Source organism: Lacticaseibacillus thailandensis DSM 22698 = JCM 13996 (genome assembly GCF_001312865.1).
Classification (GTDB): domain Bacteria; phylum Bacillota; class Bacilli; order Lactobacillales; family Lactobacillaceae; genus Lacticaseibacillus; species Lacticaseibacillus thailandensis.
Genome location: NZ_BBER01000003.1, coordinates 159,215 through 174,768, shown reverse-complemented (window position 1 = coordinate 174,768; position 15,554 = coordinate 159,215). Strand labels below are relative to the sequence as shown.

The 15,554-nt window shown below is 51.8% G+C and carries 11 protein-coding genes, 3 pseudogenes and 1 riboswitch; of the genes and pseudogenes, 4 read left to right on the top strand and 10 right to left on the bottom strand.

All coding sequences use genetic code 11. The annotated features are described in order from the left end of the window. Positions 1-165 precede the first annotated feature (165 nt). The 6 genes and pseudogenes from JCM13996_RS06050 to yycF all read right to left on the bottom strand — a co-directional run bounded on the left by JCM13996_RS06050 (position 166) and on the right by yycF (position 7,593). Positions 166-1,482 carry a S1C family serine protease gene (locus JCM13996_RS06050; protein WP_054750517.1) on the bottom strand — a complete coding sequence of 439 codons (1,317 nt, stop codon included), beginning with the start codon at positions 1,480-1,482 and terminating at the stop codon, positions 166-168. A 174-nt stretch (positions 1,483-1,656) separates the two neighbouring features. Continuing rightward, complete coding sequence (locus tag JCM13996_RS06045) at positions 1,657-2,475, bottom strand: MBL fold metallo-hydrolase (protein ID WP_420836031.1); 819 nt, start codon at positions 2,473-2,475, stop codon at positions 1,657-1,659. A gap of 332 nt (positions 2,476-2,807) precedes the next feature. Beyond that, positions 2,808-3,620 carry a two-component system regulatory protein YycI gene (locus tag JCM13996_RS06040; RefSeq protein ID WP_054750448.1) on the bottom strand — a complete coding sequence of 271 codons (813 nt, stop codon included), beginning with the start codon at positions 3,618-3,620 and terminating at the stop codon, positions 2,808-2,810. Positions 3,621-3,631: 11 nt separating this feature from the next. Continuing rightward, entirely contained in the window at positions 3,632-4,972 is a 1,341-nt protein-coding gene (locus JCM13996_RS06035) for a YycH family regulatory protein (RefSeq protein WP_162205188.1), read from the bottom strand. Further along, positions 4,962-6,867 (bottom strand): annotated as a pseudogene (gene walK / locus JCM13996_RS06030) (cell wall metabolism sensor histidine kinase WalK). Before walK ends, JCM13996_RS06035 begins: the two are co-directional and overlap by 11 nt. A gap of 9 nt (positions 6,868-6,876) precedes the next feature. Then, the gene (gene yycF, locus JCM13996_RS06025; protein ID WP_054750444.1) at positions 6,877-7,593 is read right to left on the bottom strand and encodes a response regulator YycF; all 717 of its coding nucleotides are present in this window, start codon (positions 7,591-7,593) and stop codon (positions 6,877-6,879) included. A 127-nt stretch (positions 7,594-7,720) separates the two neighbouring features. Here yycF and JCM13996_RS06020 point away from each other — a divergent pair, with 127 nt between their 5' ends. Next, positions 7,721-8,353, top strand: coding sequence for an alpha/beta fold hydrolase (locus JCM13996_RS06020; RefSeq protein ID WP_054750442.1), 633 nt, complete (start codon positions 7,721-7,723; stop codon positions 8,351-8,353). Positions 8,354-8,440: 87 nt separating this feature from the next. Here the strand turns inward: JCM13996_RS06020 and JCM13996_RS06015 are convergent, their stop codons facing one another. The 4 genes and pseudogenes from JCM13996_RS06015 to JCM13996_RS06000 form a co-directional block, all read right to left on the bottom strand. Beyond that, a complete protein-coding gene (locus JCM13996_RS06015; RefSeq protein WP_054750440.1) occupies positions 8,441-8,851 on the bottom strand; it encodes a DUF956 family protein in 411 nt (136 codons plus the stop codon). A 122-nt stretch (positions 8,852-8,973) separates the two neighbouring features. Next, positions 8,974-9,912 (bottom strand): PTS system mannose/fructose/sorbose family transporter subunit IID, encoded by a 939-nt coding sequence (locus JCM13996_RS06010; RefSeq protein WP_054750438.1) that lies wholly within the window; start codon positions 9,910-9,912, stop codon positions 8,974-8,976. Positions 9,913-9,929: 17 nt separating this feature from the next. After that, positions 9,930-10,726 (bottom strand): annotated as a pseudogene (locus tag JCM13996_RS06005) (PTS mannose/fructose/sorbose transporter subunit IIC). Positions 10,727-10,768: 42 nt separating this feature from the next. Next, positions 10,769-11,743 carry a mannose/fructose/sorbose PTS transporter subunit IIB gene (locus JCM13996_RS06000; protein ID WP_054750436.1) on the bottom strand — a complete coding sequence of 325 codons (975 nt, stop codon included), beginning with the start codon at positions 11,741-11,743 and terminating at the stop codon, positions 10,769-10,771. 414 nt (positions 11,744-12,157) lie between these two features. Continuing rightward, positions 12,158-12,328, top strand: a riboswitch (Lysine riboswitch). A gap of 163 nt (positions 12,329-12,491) precedes the next feature. On the opposite strand from JCM13996_RS06000, the pseudogene JCM13996_RS05995 reads away from it, so the two are divergent. The 3 genes and pseudogenes from JCM13996_RS05995 to JCM13996_RS05985 all read left to right on the top strand — a co-directional run bounded on the left by JCM13996_RS05995 (position 12,492) and on the right by JCM13996_RS05985 (position 15,357). Then, positions 12,492-14,091 (top strand): annotated as a pseudogene (locus tag JCM13996_RS05995) (ABC transporter permease subunit). Beyond that, positions 14,091-14,837 carry an amino acid ABC transporter ATP-binding protein gene (locus tag JCM13996_RS05990; protein WP_054750434.1) on the top strand — a complete coding sequence of 249 codons (747 nt, stop codon included), beginning with the start codon at positions 14,091-14,093 and terminating at the stop codon, positions 14,835-14,837. The pseudogene JCM13996_RS05995 and the gene JCM13996_RS05990 overlap by 1 nt, the downstream one beginning before the upstream one ends. A gap of 196 nt (positions 14,838-15,033) precedes the next feature. Further along, entirely contained in the window at positions 15,034-15,357 is a 324-nt protein-coding gene (locus JCM13996_RS05985; RefSeq protein WP_054750433.1) for a hypothetical protein, read from the top strand. Positions 15,358-15,554: the final 197 nt, after the last annotated feature.

Below are 15,554 nucleotides of genomic sequence, written 5' to 3'. Positions count from 1 at the left end.
ACTATCCACAGAGTTATCCACAGAAACGCGCTGGCTTTGTCCCCAAAAACAAACGTTTGCCCCTCAATAATACCCGAACTTTTTAGCCATTTCGCTTTAAAAAGTACACAAAAAAACGACCATCCGGCCCCATTTGGGCCGTAATGGTCGCATAAATTGCTTAATTTACTTGCTGGAACTAGTGCTAGTGGATAACGATGCGTCCGTTTGGGTCAACTTGAGCGAAACGGTCTTCTTAGTGCTCCCGTGGTAATACGTAATCTTCACCGTATCCCCAATCTTGTGCTTGTACAGGGCAGTGTGGAGATCCGCTACGTCTGTGATCTTGGTGTTATCCAGGCCGACAATCACGTCGTACTTAGATAAACCGGCGTTCTTAGCAATGCTGCTCGAAGTGAATCCAGCAACCACCACCCCACTCTTAAGGGATCGTGGCGTGTTGAGCAGCTCGCTTTGTTGATCCGAGCTGATGTCCGACAGGCTAACCACCGAAATGCCCAGGGCTGGCCGGACAACTTTGCCGTTCTTGACCAGCTGGTTAATGATGGACACAACTTCATCACTCGGAATGGCAAAGCCCATCCCCTCAATCGTCGCGCTGTCACTACTGCTACTCGAGGAGCCGGATAGCTTCATGGAGGTAATCCCAATGACTTGCCCACTCAGATTAATGAGGGGCCCACCAGAATTACCGTTGTTAATCGCCGCATCGGTTTGGATAACCGTGGCTTCGTTAGTCGTGTTGCCGCTTTCGTCAGTCACATCAACGGTCCGCTTCTTGGCCGACACGATCCCCTGCGTTACCGAGGTCGCATACTGGGTGCCCAGTGGTGAACCAACGGCCAGCACGGTTTGACCAGCGCTGATCTTGTTAGAGTTACCAAAGCTGGCCACGGACTTAACCTTACTACCATTGATCTTGAGTACCGCCAGGTCGGTCACGGAGTCCGTGCCGACTTTGGTGGCGGTGAGTTTAGTCCCATCACTCAAAATAACTTCCAGCTTATCCGAACCGGACACCACGTGGTTGTTGGTGACGATGTACGCGTAGCCATCCTTCTTCTGGTAAATCACCCCAGAACCTTCAGAATATTCAGTCAGCGTGCTGCTCTGACTGTTACTCGAGGACGAACTAGTCTCACCAAACAATTCGCCCCAACCGTTGTCGCTATCCGTGCTGGAACTTTCCTTCTGCAGGTTGATGACTGACACCACGGCGCCCTTGACCTTCTTAAAGGCCGCCTGACTAGCGCTACTCGTGGTCTTGGTCTTAGTCACGGCGGTAGTACCAGCCGTGCCCGATTTACTGGTTACACCCATGTTATCAGCAGACATCCGGGAAAAGCCGTAATAGGCGAGCCCACCGCCAGCGCCACCACCAATCAAAGCCGCGACCACCACAATAGTCGCCGTTTTTCCCAGGCTGTTGCCCTTTGGCCGGGTGTTAGCTTCTGGTTGTACACCATTATTTTGCTTATCCATATCAATATGTGCTAACGCCACTCAAGCCTCCTTTGCATACGTGCTAATACCACTTATTTTATGGTTTAATGCTAACGAAAATTTATGACGAAAATATGATGGTACGCGTAATTTTCTCGCGAACCATATAAAATGGCCAGATGCCCGTCAACCAGGTATCTGGCCACACCTTAATTATACCGTAAATAACGCTTCGGGTGTTTCACGTTCGGTGTCCAATAGCTGGAAGTCGTGCCCCACTGGCAAACCTTCTGCCAGCAACATATCCGCCACGGTTTGGTGCGCTAGTGGCTTGGTGTTGTTGTTAGCGGACCGGTGACCCAGGTAGATACGCTTCGTCCGCGGACCAATAACATCCATTAGGGCCGCTGCCCCATCCGCATTAGATAGGTGCCCCTCAGCACCCATAATTCTTTGCTTCAATCCCCACGGATACGGGCCCTCACGCAACATGGTGAGATCGTGGTTGGCCTCCATTAGGTACGCATCACTGTCACGGATAGTTCCCGCCAGCCGGTCGGAAACGTACCCCGTATCGGTCAGAATGGTAAACGCCTTGTCATCGTGGTGAAACTGGTAGAACTGGGGTTCAGCGGCATCGTGCGATACACCGAAACTCTCAATGTCGAGGTCGCCTAGGCTTAACGTGGTGCCCCGCTTGAAGATGGATAGCTGGTCATAGGGCAACTTGCCCACGCTCTTGGGCAACGCCGCAAAGGTGCCCTCATTGGCGTAAATACGCAGTTTCGGGTAGCGTCGAGCGAGCACCCCCATCCCCTGTACGTGATCCGTATGTTCATGGGTGATAAATAGGCTATCCACGTCATTCAGATCGCGCCCGATGCTAGCTAACAACGCCGCAATCTTTTTGCCGGAAAAGCCCGCGTCAACTAGCACCTTATGCTGAGGGGTCTCGATATAAGTAGTATTACCAGAACTGGAACTTGCTAGTACGCATACCCGCATACCGAAATCAGCATCTGCTGTCGTCAACATTATTACCTCCGTTGTGCGGCTTGCCAAAACAAACCACTATTGGTGCCATTCTATCACTTTTATGATGGTCTGTATTGCGGGCGCACGGTTCGCAATAGCGGTCTTGGCACCCTTTCTAACCCTGCTCGCGCACGCTAGCTGGGGGTGCCCATGACTGCGCTGTGCGCCTCACGCCCGTACCGGGCTAGCACGAACCGGGCGCAGTGTGGCAAGCCATAGTGCAGTCGCCAGTTCCAAATTCAAACAGCTAAATAACGGCTAACCATCCACACACAAAAAAAATCCATTCCCCAAGTGTTTCACGTGAAACACCGCGAATGGATTTTGGCTTAACGTTCCTTAATGACGGCTTTACTCATCGCGTTAACTTTATGCACGGTCACGTTCTTCGAGTTTTTACTCGAAATGCCCACGGACCACGTCGGAATATACACCGTGGTGCCCTTCGTCGTTAGTAGCTCCGTGTACCCCAGCTTGGTCCACGTAACCGACGAATTATTCACAATTTCATTATCCCGGTACAGCGTCAACACCGCTTCCCGCGCGCTGATCAACTTCTGCGCGTGGTGCATCGTCTTCACGTTGGTCACGTAAGTCTGCGTGTACCCCGTGATCTTGTGGTCGCGCACGCTGACTGCCAGCCGCCCGTGGCCATCGACAATCACCCCGTACTGAGTTTTCTGACAAAAGACGTAGTTGGTTCTGCTACTCATGTCCGCTTCAAATTCATACTGGTTACCACGCCAAACATTGTTGGTATCCGTCACAAACTTACGAACCTGCGCTGCAATCCCTTTGTGGCCTAATGCCAAGGGGGTCTTCAACTTAGCGGTGAGTTGTTCCACGCCGTTAGTAGTCTTCACCGTCGTCTCCGTGTTGCTCTCCCGCACCCGGTCAGCAGTACTGTTTTGTAGCACCTTATTATCACTATTACCGGCCAGGTACGAACCACGACTATTCGTCTTGCTGAGTGACGGCAGTGAAATCTGGTCCCGCTTCATTTCCGACAACGTTTCGGTCGTGGCGCCGGTGGCTGTAGTGGACATAAACACCTGCCGGTTCTGGGCCAAGCTCCACCCGAGGAAAATATCCATGCACAAAAAGACGACCAGTAAAATCCACTCGATGCGTCGAAAGTCCATTGGTATCCCCCCTAGTTGTCCGAATTAATAAGCGTTGACAATGCTACTTTGCCACTCAACAAATCGTTATAGTCCACAAACGTGCCGTTAATATTAACGTAATACGTTGGCGTTAGGTTCACCACCAGGCCGCTGTTCGTATCGCGCTCCCACTTATACGCCACCGTCAAGTCATCAATGTCACTCGGCTGGGCACCCATGCTGGCCAATTTATTCAGTACGTCCTGCCCAGCTGGCAGCTTCACTGCCGTTTGGCTAGTGGGAATCGCCGCCTCCAGGTTACTACCGGAAAACTCGATACGCTTACTGCTCGTGTTGTGTACCACGCGCACGGTGCCGTTGGATGTCTGGTTAAAGACGGGCACCCCGCGCACGTATGTCCGGAAGGTGACCGCATTTTCCTGCGTATTATACCCAAAGTAGCGGATGCCCTGCTTGCTAGCAAAGCTCAGGCTCGATAACGAAGTGAACGCCGCGCGTAACACCCCACGGTAGCTGGTCGCTGGGGCCGCGGCCGCGAAGTCCTCGTACTGCATCAAGCTATCATTCTTGTCGACCGCCAGCCGCTGGTTACTGTTCACAGTGTAAACGGTCTGGTTACCTATTTGCTTGGTGTCCACCGCACTGGTCGACGTGTTATCCGTCATCAGTAGTGCAATGTAATGCGTGGCGCTTTGCTTATCGATCAAATAGGTTTGCGGTGTGACCGCAATGCTTTGGTCCAGCAACGCGACCTCGTGGTGGTCAAAACGCTGCTCAGTGACCGCATACTTGGTAGTAGCATCCCCGAGCAGGTCCGCTATCGCCCCGTAATTAGGCTGCTTGATCGATAGCGGCCGCACCGTTTCGTGGTAGTCGTTGACTAGGTACGTCCGCTGGTTCCGCGTATCAAAGACGATGCGGTCAAAGACGTAGTTGGCGGCCGCCTTGGTCGTGCGCTTAAACAGGAGCGTACGAATCAGTGACCAAGAAACACTGCCCTGATATGTTAGTTGCAGCGACTGCGGTAACGTCAGGAGGTGATTGTACGCGTTGACCGATAGCTGCTTCACCGGTCCCACTTTGGTGACTTGCCACTTGGCAAGTTTAGTCCGCGCCTGAGCCGGCACGCCATTCCCCTTAGCGATGAGCTGATACTTTTGGTTACTTCCTTGCCAGAGGGCCTCCGTAGGGAGAAAGGTGTTCCGTTCGACCGCCTCGTTGGTGGTCTTAGTGGCCTTCTGTACGGTAACGTTACTGCTTTGCTGGCGGGCAAAGTTGGACGGGTTGTACCAAATAAACCACGTCAACAGGAGACTAATGGCAACCAGGCCGGTCAAACAAAGTCGTAATATTAGGCTTCTAAGCTTCATCCCAGTCATCCCCCCCGTCAGCAATATCTTCATACGGTAGGGAAATGTAGAAGGTACTGCCTTTGCCTTCTACCGAGTCGACCCAGATGCGGCCGCCCATTGCCTCAATAACTTCCTTACTGATGGCCAGGCCGAGACCCGTACCACCCTGCTTCCGGGACCGCGCCTTGTCGACACGATAGAACCGCTCAAAGACGTGGTTAATATCTTTGGCGGGGATTCCCAACCCCTGGTCGCTAATTGAAAGAATCACGTGGTTATTCGTTTCGACCAGCCGGGCCGTGATGGTACCCCCATCAGGTGAGTACTTGATCGCGTTGTTCATGATGTTGTCCACCACTTGCATAAACTTGTCCTGGTCCACATCGACCCACAGGCTGCGCTTGGTGATCTCCCGCTTGATGGTGTAATGCTTGTGCGGCTGACCCTGGTCATCCAACAGGGCGTGCCGGGAATCACCCGCGTGCTCATTATCGGTCTGCAACATCATGTCAAAGCGATTCAGGATGTAGTTGAAGAACTCATTTAAGTTGATGGTTTCAATGTCCATCTTGCTGGTCCCCATGTCCAGACGGGACAGCGACAGCAAGTCGTTGATCATCCGGATCATGCGGTCGGTTTCATCCTGGGTCACCTTGAGAAACTTTGGGGCCAGCTTGGGGTCCTGCCATGCCCCGTCGTTCAGGGCCTCAATGTAGCTACGCACCGAGGTGAGCGGCGTCCGCAGTTCGTGACTCACGTTCGACACGAACTGACGCCGTTCGCGTTCGTTCTTTTGCTGCTCGGTAACGTCGTGTAGCACCACGACCAACCCACTGATGAAGCCAGTCTCCCGCTGAATCATGGAAAAGTCCGCGCGCAGGATCATTTCCTGGTGATCCTCGGTCTCCATGTTCAGGAGCAATTCCGTCTGGCTATCCAGTAGGTCACGTAAAGTGTATTCTTTGTTGATCTTGAGCATCCGTAGAATCGACATGCCAATAGCGTCCTCATTCTTGATGTTCAAGAACTCGAGGGCGGTTTCGTTGATGATAATGACGTTACCCCGACGGTCGGTGGCAATCACCCCATCGGTCATGTGCGCCAGCACGCTATCCAGCCGCCGGCGTTCGGCCTCACTGGCTTCCTGGGCTTCCTCCACACGCACGGACAGGTCGTTGACCGCAATGGCCAACTGCCCTAACTCATCTTGGCTGTATACCCGCACCTGCCCGGAATAGTCGCCCTGGGCCATGCGGCTAGCCTGCCGCTTCATGGCGTCGATTGGCCGGGTAATTGCCCGGCTAATGACAATGGCGATAAAGATGCCTAACAAGACCGCCACCATGCTGGCAATAAAGAAAATACGGGTGATCGAGCTAATGTTGTCGTAGACCGAATCCATGTTGGCCCGGATGTAGATGGCACCAATAACACTGTTATCGTCACCAGTTGAGTTACTGCTCTTGAGCGGCGTAATTTTTACGTAGTAGGACGACCCGCCCGCCTTCGTAAACCCCTCGTAGTTTTGGCCCGTATACAGGGTGTTCTTAACCTGAGTGGACCCATTTTTTTTGCCCAATGACCGTCTGGGAGTTAACGTTACTGTCACCACGCAAAACTCCCTTCGCGTCCACCACCTGGATATCCGCGGAGTTCACAATGCTTGATTCATTTAAGGCATTACGAATTTGGCGGTCAGCCTTCGTGGTGTTACTTTCCTCGAGGGCATTGATCACCTTGTCTTCAACGTAGGTCTCAATCGTAATCTGCGACTTAAAACTATCGATATTCTGTTGCTCTAGCTGTTTGACAAAATACGCCCCGATCACCTCGACAGTCACGACGACTACAAGGATGAACACGAGCGCAATTTTGAAGTGAATCGAATGGAAAAACCGGATCTTTTTATTCATGCCGGCCACTTACCCCTGATCAGATTCTGGACTCCGTAAGTAATAACCCACACCCCGACGTGTCATCAACCAATCGGGATGACTAGGAGTGTCCTCAATCTTTTCGCGAAGCCGCCGCACCGTGACGTCGACCGTGCGGACATCACCAAAGTAGTCGTAGCCCCACACCGTCTGCAACAAGTGCTCACGGGTCATGACTTGCCCCTGGTGCCGGGCGAGGTAGTGCAACAATTCAAACTCACGGTGGGTGAGTTCAATGTTTTCACCACGCTTATTCACCGTGTAGGCTTCTGGCTTAATGACCAGGTCACCCACTTGAATATCCTTGTTTTCCTCTTCCTGCTCGGTTGGTGCTGGCGTTGAATTCTGGCGCCGTAAGTTGGCCTTCACGCGGGCGACCAGTTCCCGGTTGGAGAACGGCTTCGTGACATAATCGTCGGCACCAAGTTCAAGACCGAGCACCTTATCGATCTCGCTGTCCTTGGCCGTCAGCATAATAATCGGCACATCGCTGTCCTTACGAATCCGCCGGGCGACTTCCAAACCATCGATCTTTGGTAGCATTAAGTCCAGTAGGATGAGATCAGGCTTTTCATCAGCAAACTGCTGTAACGCCGCTTCACCATCAAACGCGGTAACAACGTCAAAACCTTCTTTGTTCAAATTAAACTTGACGATATCCGAAATCGGTTTTTCATCATCAACCACAAGTATTTTCTTAGCCATAATCGGCCCTCCATTAGGTGCTGTTCTGTTACTATTATACCGGTAAGACCGGTGAGTCGCAAAAATCACCCACCACAAACACACCGATAATTATTTCCCGGGAAATAATGGCGCAAGGAGGAGCAACATGTATCTAACAGTCAACCACACGACACTTTACTATACCCAGCATGGACACGGACACCCGCTGATCCTGTTACACGGTAACGGCACTAGCCACGCCATCTTTGCAGACCTCATTCCCCAGCTGGCGCCAAACTTCACGGTGTACGCGTTGGACGCACGCGACCACGGCCAAAGTAGCACCACGGATTACATTAGTTATCAGTTAATGGCCACGGATGTCAGGGACTTTATCCAAACATTGAACCTGCGCGCACCCACCGTCATTGGTGTTGGTGACGGTGGTATCAGTGCCCTCTTGGTCGCCAGCGCGCATCCTACCATCATTGGCCGGTTGATCCTGGCAGGTGTCCACACCCAACCACGTGACCTGCGGCTACGCAAGCGTATCGCCTTGGCGGCCGACTACTTCTCCCGTCCGCGGAAGAAACTGGGACTACAAATGTGGGGCCACATTACCAATGAACAGCTGGCGCGGGTCAGCGCACCCACCTCATCTTGGCGGGCGCCCAAGGTGACATCCACCTCCGGGCAGCACGGCACCTCGCCGCAGGCATTCCGGATGCCCACCTACGCTTGGTTGCGCATGCCAACCATATGTCCTACATTGAGGACACTGACCGTTTCTACAGTTTGATCCACGCCTTTCTGCAGGCATAAACAGGCCACCGGATGTTGGCGACGTATACGTCGTCGCACCCGGTGGCCTGTTTGTCGCTCAGGACTATTTATTTTCTTTACGGCCAAACCGCTTGGTGACGTTCTGCCACAGATTGTGGAACCGCTTGTTCATGGTCCCAGTCAACGTCGCCGCCTTGACGAGTTTGGCGCTACCTAGGTGGTCCCGCATGATTCGCAGCGCCTCCACGGCTTTGCTGGCTACAAAGTTGAAGCTGCGCCCGTCGTCAACATCAATAAAGAAGCCACGTATGTGCGTCTTCATGTAGACCTGTGCGCGCACCCGTTTGATGTTGGCCCAAGGAATCATGATGTACCCATGCCCACTATCAGCACGGAACTCGAGCCCCCCGTCACCCAAAATCAGAAAACCCGGTTTAGGGTCACTGGCACTCACCATGGAATTGACTTTAAAGGTCCCCTCCGCGGTATGGTTTAATATTTCGACTTCCACCATGATGTTTCCTCCTCATCGACAGCAACTATTAATAATTATGCCCTGATTATAACAAACCTCGTGAAAATAAAAACAGAACCGGCCTATTGCCGATTCTGTCGTTCAATAGCACATTGACGAGATTATGCGCCGAGGATACCTGCCCAGTAGGCCAGAATACCAACAACGAACAGTCCCAGAATGATAACGATTGGACTAACTTTCTTCCGTAGCAACCATACACATACCAGGGTGAGCAGCAAAGGCATCAGACCTGGAGTCAATTCATCAAAGATATCACCAAGAGTGGTAGTCTTTGTTGGCGTGACGGAGTTACCAGCGTTAACGGAAGCAATGACAGCGCGAATCTTGCCAACAGTCAGGTGACCGTGGTTAGCGGCATTGATGACTGGCTGGAAGTTAACCTGCGCGTCCTTGTCAACCTTAACGTTAGAAACAACGGCTGGGAAGTTCATGGTCATCCAACGAGGAACTAGGACACCCATGATGAACATACCTAGGACAGAAGCACCAACAGTGATCTTCTGCAGCAAACCACCAGAAACGTCGTTAGTGATCGCTTCACCTTGCTTGTAACCCATTTCTTGCGTGAACCACAGGAAACCCATACGGATAATCTGCCATACAACGAAGAACAGGATTGGACCAAGCCAGCTACCAGACAAGGCAAATGACGCCGTGAAGGCACCGAGGATAGGACGAGCGGTCGCCCAGAACACTGGGTCACCAACACCGGCCAGAGGGCCCATCATACCAACTTTAACACCCTGGATGGTTTGGTCGGTAACAGGAGCCCCGTTAGCACGACTTTCTTCCAGAGACATTTCAACACCAAGAATAGGTGCAACCAGGTATGGGTGCGTGTTAAAGAATTCCAGGTGACGCTTCAAAGCAGCGGCACGGTCTTCCTTAGTCTTGTACAACTTCTTCAGCGCTGGTGCGAGGGCAAAGGCCCAGCCAACGTTCTGCATACGTTCGTAGTTCCAGGAAGCCTGGAGGAATTGACTGTTCCAGAAGACCCAGAAACGGTCTGTTTTAGTTAACTTAATTTCATTAGCCATTATTATTTCCTCCCTTCCTAGTAATCATTCAGGATGTCGTCGATTGGGTCGCCGCCATCACTAGATGAAGAACCGCCGGACGTCTTGTTGAATTCTGGGTCAACCTGCAGGAACAGCAGGGCCATAACAACACCGATAATACCCATACCGATCAGAGTAATTTCGGATAGTGCAGCCAAGGCAAAGCCCAGGAAGAACCATGGCCACAGAGCAGGCGTAGCCATCATGTTGATAACCATGGCGTACCCAACGGCAACGATCATACCACCACCGACTTTCAAACCGTTGGTGACAACGTCTGGCAAAGCTGCCAGCAAGTCAGTCACAACGTGAGTTGGTACGGCAACGATCAGGCTGCAGGAATCGCGATACGCAGACCCTGCAGGGCCAAAGCGATAAAGTGGAATGCGTAAACACCAGCAAATGAACCGCGCTTACCAGCACCGTCAGCACCATGAGCCAAGAAGGTTGCAATGGTACGAACGATAATGGTCAGAACCAAACCGGCAACAGCCAGTGGAATGGCCAACGCGACACCGTTGGAAACACTGGTACCCTTAACACATACCAGGATTGCAGCGGCAACGGATGCCAGGGCGGCGTCAGGTGCAACAGCGGCACCAATGTTCATCCAGCCCAAGGCGATCAATTGGAGAGACCCACCTAATGCCAAACCTTCAGCTGGGTGGCCAGATACCAGACCGATCAACGGGCAAGCCAAAATTGGCTGATGGAAATCGAATTCGTCCAAGATACCTTCCATACCAGCAAGGAATGACACGATTAGGATCCCAATAACAGAAATAAATGACATTGTGGTCCTCCTTATATAATTGCGGACGCGAAGACGCGTCGATTAAAAGTCAAATCCCGCTTTCTTAAGCAAGTTACCCAAGTTCTCAGGGCTGTCAGCAGGCACCTTGCGAACATCGAACTTAACGCCCTTGTCCCGCAATGCCTTAAATGCGTCAACATCCTTTTGGTCAACCGAGAGAACCTTGTTGATAACCGTCTTACCTTCCGAGTGCGCCATGGAACCAATGTTCAGGGTTGGAATATCAACACCCGCATTGACAACTTCCAGTGCATCCTCAGGAGTTTCAAACAGAATCAACGCCTTCGTGTTACCGAACCGAGGATCTTTGCAAACGTCGATGAACTTCTTAATAGGAACGACGTTTGCCTTAACCCCAGGCGGTGCGGCCTCCACAATCATGGTCTTACGTAACTTGTCTTTTGCGACACCATCAGAAACAACGATAATCCGGTTCGGGCCAGTAGTCTTGGTCCAAGTCGTTGCAACTTGCCCATGCAACAGACGTGAGTCGACACGTGCGAGCACAAGCTTGATCTTACCATCACCGACAACCGTGCCTTCAGGCAATGCAGCTGCGTGCTTCTTAGCAGCAGGTGCGGCCTTTGGCTTCGGTTCGAGGGCTTCTGGCTTAACCTTGACACCATCGCGTCCAGCGGCAACTAGATGTGCGGCCAGTTCGTGAGCGGAGTTCATCGTCAAACGAGAACCGTATGCTTCAATCAGCATCGGTAGGTTCAGGCCAGTAACGATTGCCCACTTGTCCTTGTGTTCCTCAAAGATTCCGCTTGCCTGATTGAATGGTGAGCCACCCCACAAATCAATCAGAAACAGTACGTCGTCTTCGGGGTCGAACTTAGTCGTAGCATCTAGAAGATGTTGCTTCAGATCGTCAGGACTTTCGCCGTTCTTGAACGTGACAACTTCGACCTTGTCCTGCTCACCGAAGATCATTTCACCAGACTGCTTGATGCCTGCAGCGAATTCGCCGTGGCTGGCTAGAATGATTCCGACCATTGTTTCGCCTCCCAAAATATATTTATTTAGAAAGCCCCACACTTTAGGTTTACCTAAATAATGTACAATTGCTACTAAACTCGAAATGTAAGGGGTTTTCTTAACAGTGTTAAGTATGCGCAGATAGGGCACGTTTTGCAAGCCCTTTCTTGACAAAACCAACTTGTGTTTCATGAAAAGTCACTAATAGCAACCAAAAGCTCAAAAAAAATTTTTTTCGAATTTTGTTTACTTTGTTTGCCTAAAGGGCAAAATGCGCAACACCATACCCACAAAGGGGTACAGCATTTTTAGTCATCCCTAATCCACCGATACTCATTCCATCACTACCCAACATTGGCGCGGAGAGGGGCAGACACGTCTTGACAGGTTGCGTAAAACCGGGTAATTTTAGAGGCAACATGATATATACCACGACGAAATAGAGGTCGCGGGGACGACCACAGCTAGACGAGTAGCGGATACGATGACTCTAGTTGAAAGCAACCCCGCCGAAACGACAGTTGCTCCGCAGCAACTGTCGTTGGGCCGGTCGACGAAAGTCGCCGGACTGTCTTGCCACTGGCAAGGAGCGCTATGATTGTTGGTTTTACTACTTATATAGTGAGATTAGCGGGCCCATTGAGTTGTTCATTCAATTCAATGGGTCTTTTTCATACCCCTGTTTCCCCTCACGGTATGTGGGCCGCGCCCAACGCGTAGCTTGATCGACCGTTAGCCACGGTAGTCAGATGAAGGGAGAACACCAATGAAGAAAGTTTGGTTCGCAATTGTGAGCGCACTGATACTGACCGGGCTGTGGGTCACCGCGCCTAGTCACCAAGTAAGTGCCGCCAGCAGTAGTCAGTATTACAAAATTGGTATGGAGGCCGGGTACGCACCCTTTAACTGGACACAAAACTCTAGTAAACACGGCGCCGTAAGAATCCAGGGTTCAAAACTCTGGGCCAATGGGTATGACGTACAGATGGGCAAGAAGATTGCCCGTGCGTTAGGCAAAAAGCCCATCGTCGTTAAGACAAAGTGGGACGGACTGTTACCGTCATTAACCTCCGGCAAGATTGACGCTATCATCGCCGGTATGTCCCCCACACCAGCCCGGCGCAAGTCGATCGACTTCAGTAACACTTACTACGCATCTAAACTAACTATTGTTGTACGCAAAGATTCCAAGTACGCCCACGCCACTAAGTTATCGGACTTTAAAGGCGCCAAGCTAACCGCACAACTATCCACCTACCACTACACCGCCATCAAGCAGATCAAGGGCGTTAAGCGTCAATCCGCCATGGATGACTTTCCGGCCATGCGGGTTGCGCTGGAATCCGGTACCATTGACGGGTACGTCTCCGAAATTCCGGAAGGGATCACAGCAGAGCACGCCAATAACAAGCTCACCTACATCCACTTTGCCAAGAACAAAGGCTTCAAAACGGATGCAAGTGACACCGACCTCGCCATCGGCCTGCGCAAACAGGACCCTAATGAAGCCAAGATCAATCAAGTTTTGGCGGGAATTTCCACCAAGGAACGGAACCACATGATGACTCAGGCCGTCAAGGATCAGCCCGTCACCAATTCGAGTGGCAATTGGTTCACGAACATTCTTAAGCAGTATGGTGCTATGCTACTGCGCGGGACCGGGATGACATTGCTGTTAGCGTTAATTGGTACGCTCGTTGGGTTCATCATTGGCCTGCTAGTCGGCATCGTCCGGACCATTCCCCGTGCAAAAAAAGCCCGCCCAGCGGGGCTTGATGGCTATCATCAACTGGCTGTTATCCGTCTACATTGAGGTCTTCCGGGGCACACCAATGATTGTTCAGGCGGCCGTACTTTACTACGGGGCTGCCCAGGCCTTTGGGGTCAATATGGACCGGACCGTTGCCGCCCTGGTCATTGTATCGATCAACACCGGGGCCTACATTTCCGAAATCATCCGTGGCGGGATTATTTCCGTGGACGAGGGCCAGTTCGAAGCGGCCCACGCGCTCGGCTTCACCCATTGGCAAACCATGACCAAAGTCATCCTGCCACAAGCCATCCGCAACAGTTTGCCAGCCGTGACCAACGAATTTATCGTTAATATCAAGGACACTTCGGTGCTGTCCATCATCAGTGTGTCCGAACTGTTCTTTACCGCCGAAACCATTTCGGGGCAAAGCTTCCAGTTCTTCCACACCTACCTGATCGTGTGTGGCATCTATCTAATCATGACGTTTACCATCTCACGGCTCTTCCGTCTCATCGAAAAACACCTCGATGGGCCCAAAAACTACAACGTGATGAACAACCAGATGCAGGTGGAGACGCCATCCATTAAGGATACGGAAGGAGATGCTGAATAATGACGGAATCAGCTTTGCTAGAAGTACGCAACCTGCAGAAGCGGTTCGGCAACCACGAGGTGCTAAAAGACATCAACCTCGCCGTCACTAAGGGTGAAGTGTTAACTATCATCGGTCGTTCAGGGTCCGGTAAGTCCACCCTGTTGCGTGGGCTCAACCTACTAGAGCCACCAACCAGCGGCCAAATTCTGTTTCACGGCGAGAATGTTCTCGCTGATAACTTCGACCTCATCCGTTACCGCACCAAGGTAGGAATGGTGTTCCAAAACTTCAACCTATTCAATAACCTGTCCGTGCTCGACAACGTGGTGGTACCCCAAGTCACGGTCCTGAAGCGTGACAAAGGTGCAGCCAAAAAGCACGGCATGGAGATCCTCCAGCAAATGAATATGGGGCCCTTCGTCAACGCCAAGCCCGCCCAACTCTCCGGGGGCCAGAAGCAGCGGGTCGCTATTGCGCGTTCCGTAGCGATGGACCCAGAAATGCTGCTGTTCGACGAGCCAACCAGCGCGCTAGACCCAGAAATGGTGGACGACGTGCTCGCCGCCATGAAGGACCTAGCCAGCACCGGCCTCACCATGATCGTCGTCACTCACGAAATGGCTTTTGCCCGTGATGTCTCTGACACGGTCATCTTCATGCATGATGGCGTTGTTGGTGAGCAGGGCACGCCAGCACAAATCTTTGAGCACCCGCGTGAAGCCGCCACCCGGGACTTCCTTAAGCGGTACCTGAACCGGGCTTAACAGCATAATACTGCCAATTACCTTGACTACTAACAGTGGCCATCACCTGAACGCACCGGGTGGTGGCCATGACTGATGTGGGCCAATTATTTCCCGGGAAATAATTTCTCTTGATGCTGATAGTCCTTAGTGATTGTCAGTCACCCCGTTTTCGCCTAAGATAGGGGTTAAGTTATGCCGTAGGAGGGCAACCATCATGAACGTTTTTCAGGCACTCAAGTTATTGCAGGTCAACCACCGGCCCGTGAGCCAACACGAACTCGTTATCACCGATCCCAGTGGCAAACCCGATGCAGCCATGTCAGACCTACTGGCTGACGTGGTGGGTAAACTAGCGATTTTTGCCGACCTGGATAGCGCGCTGACCCCCGCAGATCTGATTAAGCAGTTACACGGTTGCACCCCCTTACCCGGCGATGTCTTGGCTGAATACAATAAAATTCTGACCCAAGAATTAGAGCACGTGAACTTTGCTACCCGCAAAGGCGTAATCGAACTGGTTTATCACCCCTTCGTTTAAAATAATGTTAGTCTTGCCCGGATGCCTGCATGCATCCGGGTTATTTTTGTCCGCTCATGATTAGTAGCGGTCAATCCGCCTGACAGGCTATTTTCAACTTTCAAATCAGCTAAAAAGCCTTGATTTCTTTAGGAAAGCGCTATCAGCGTTTCCAGAAGCAGCCGCTTTGCCAAGACATTTTCAAAAAAACACTTACA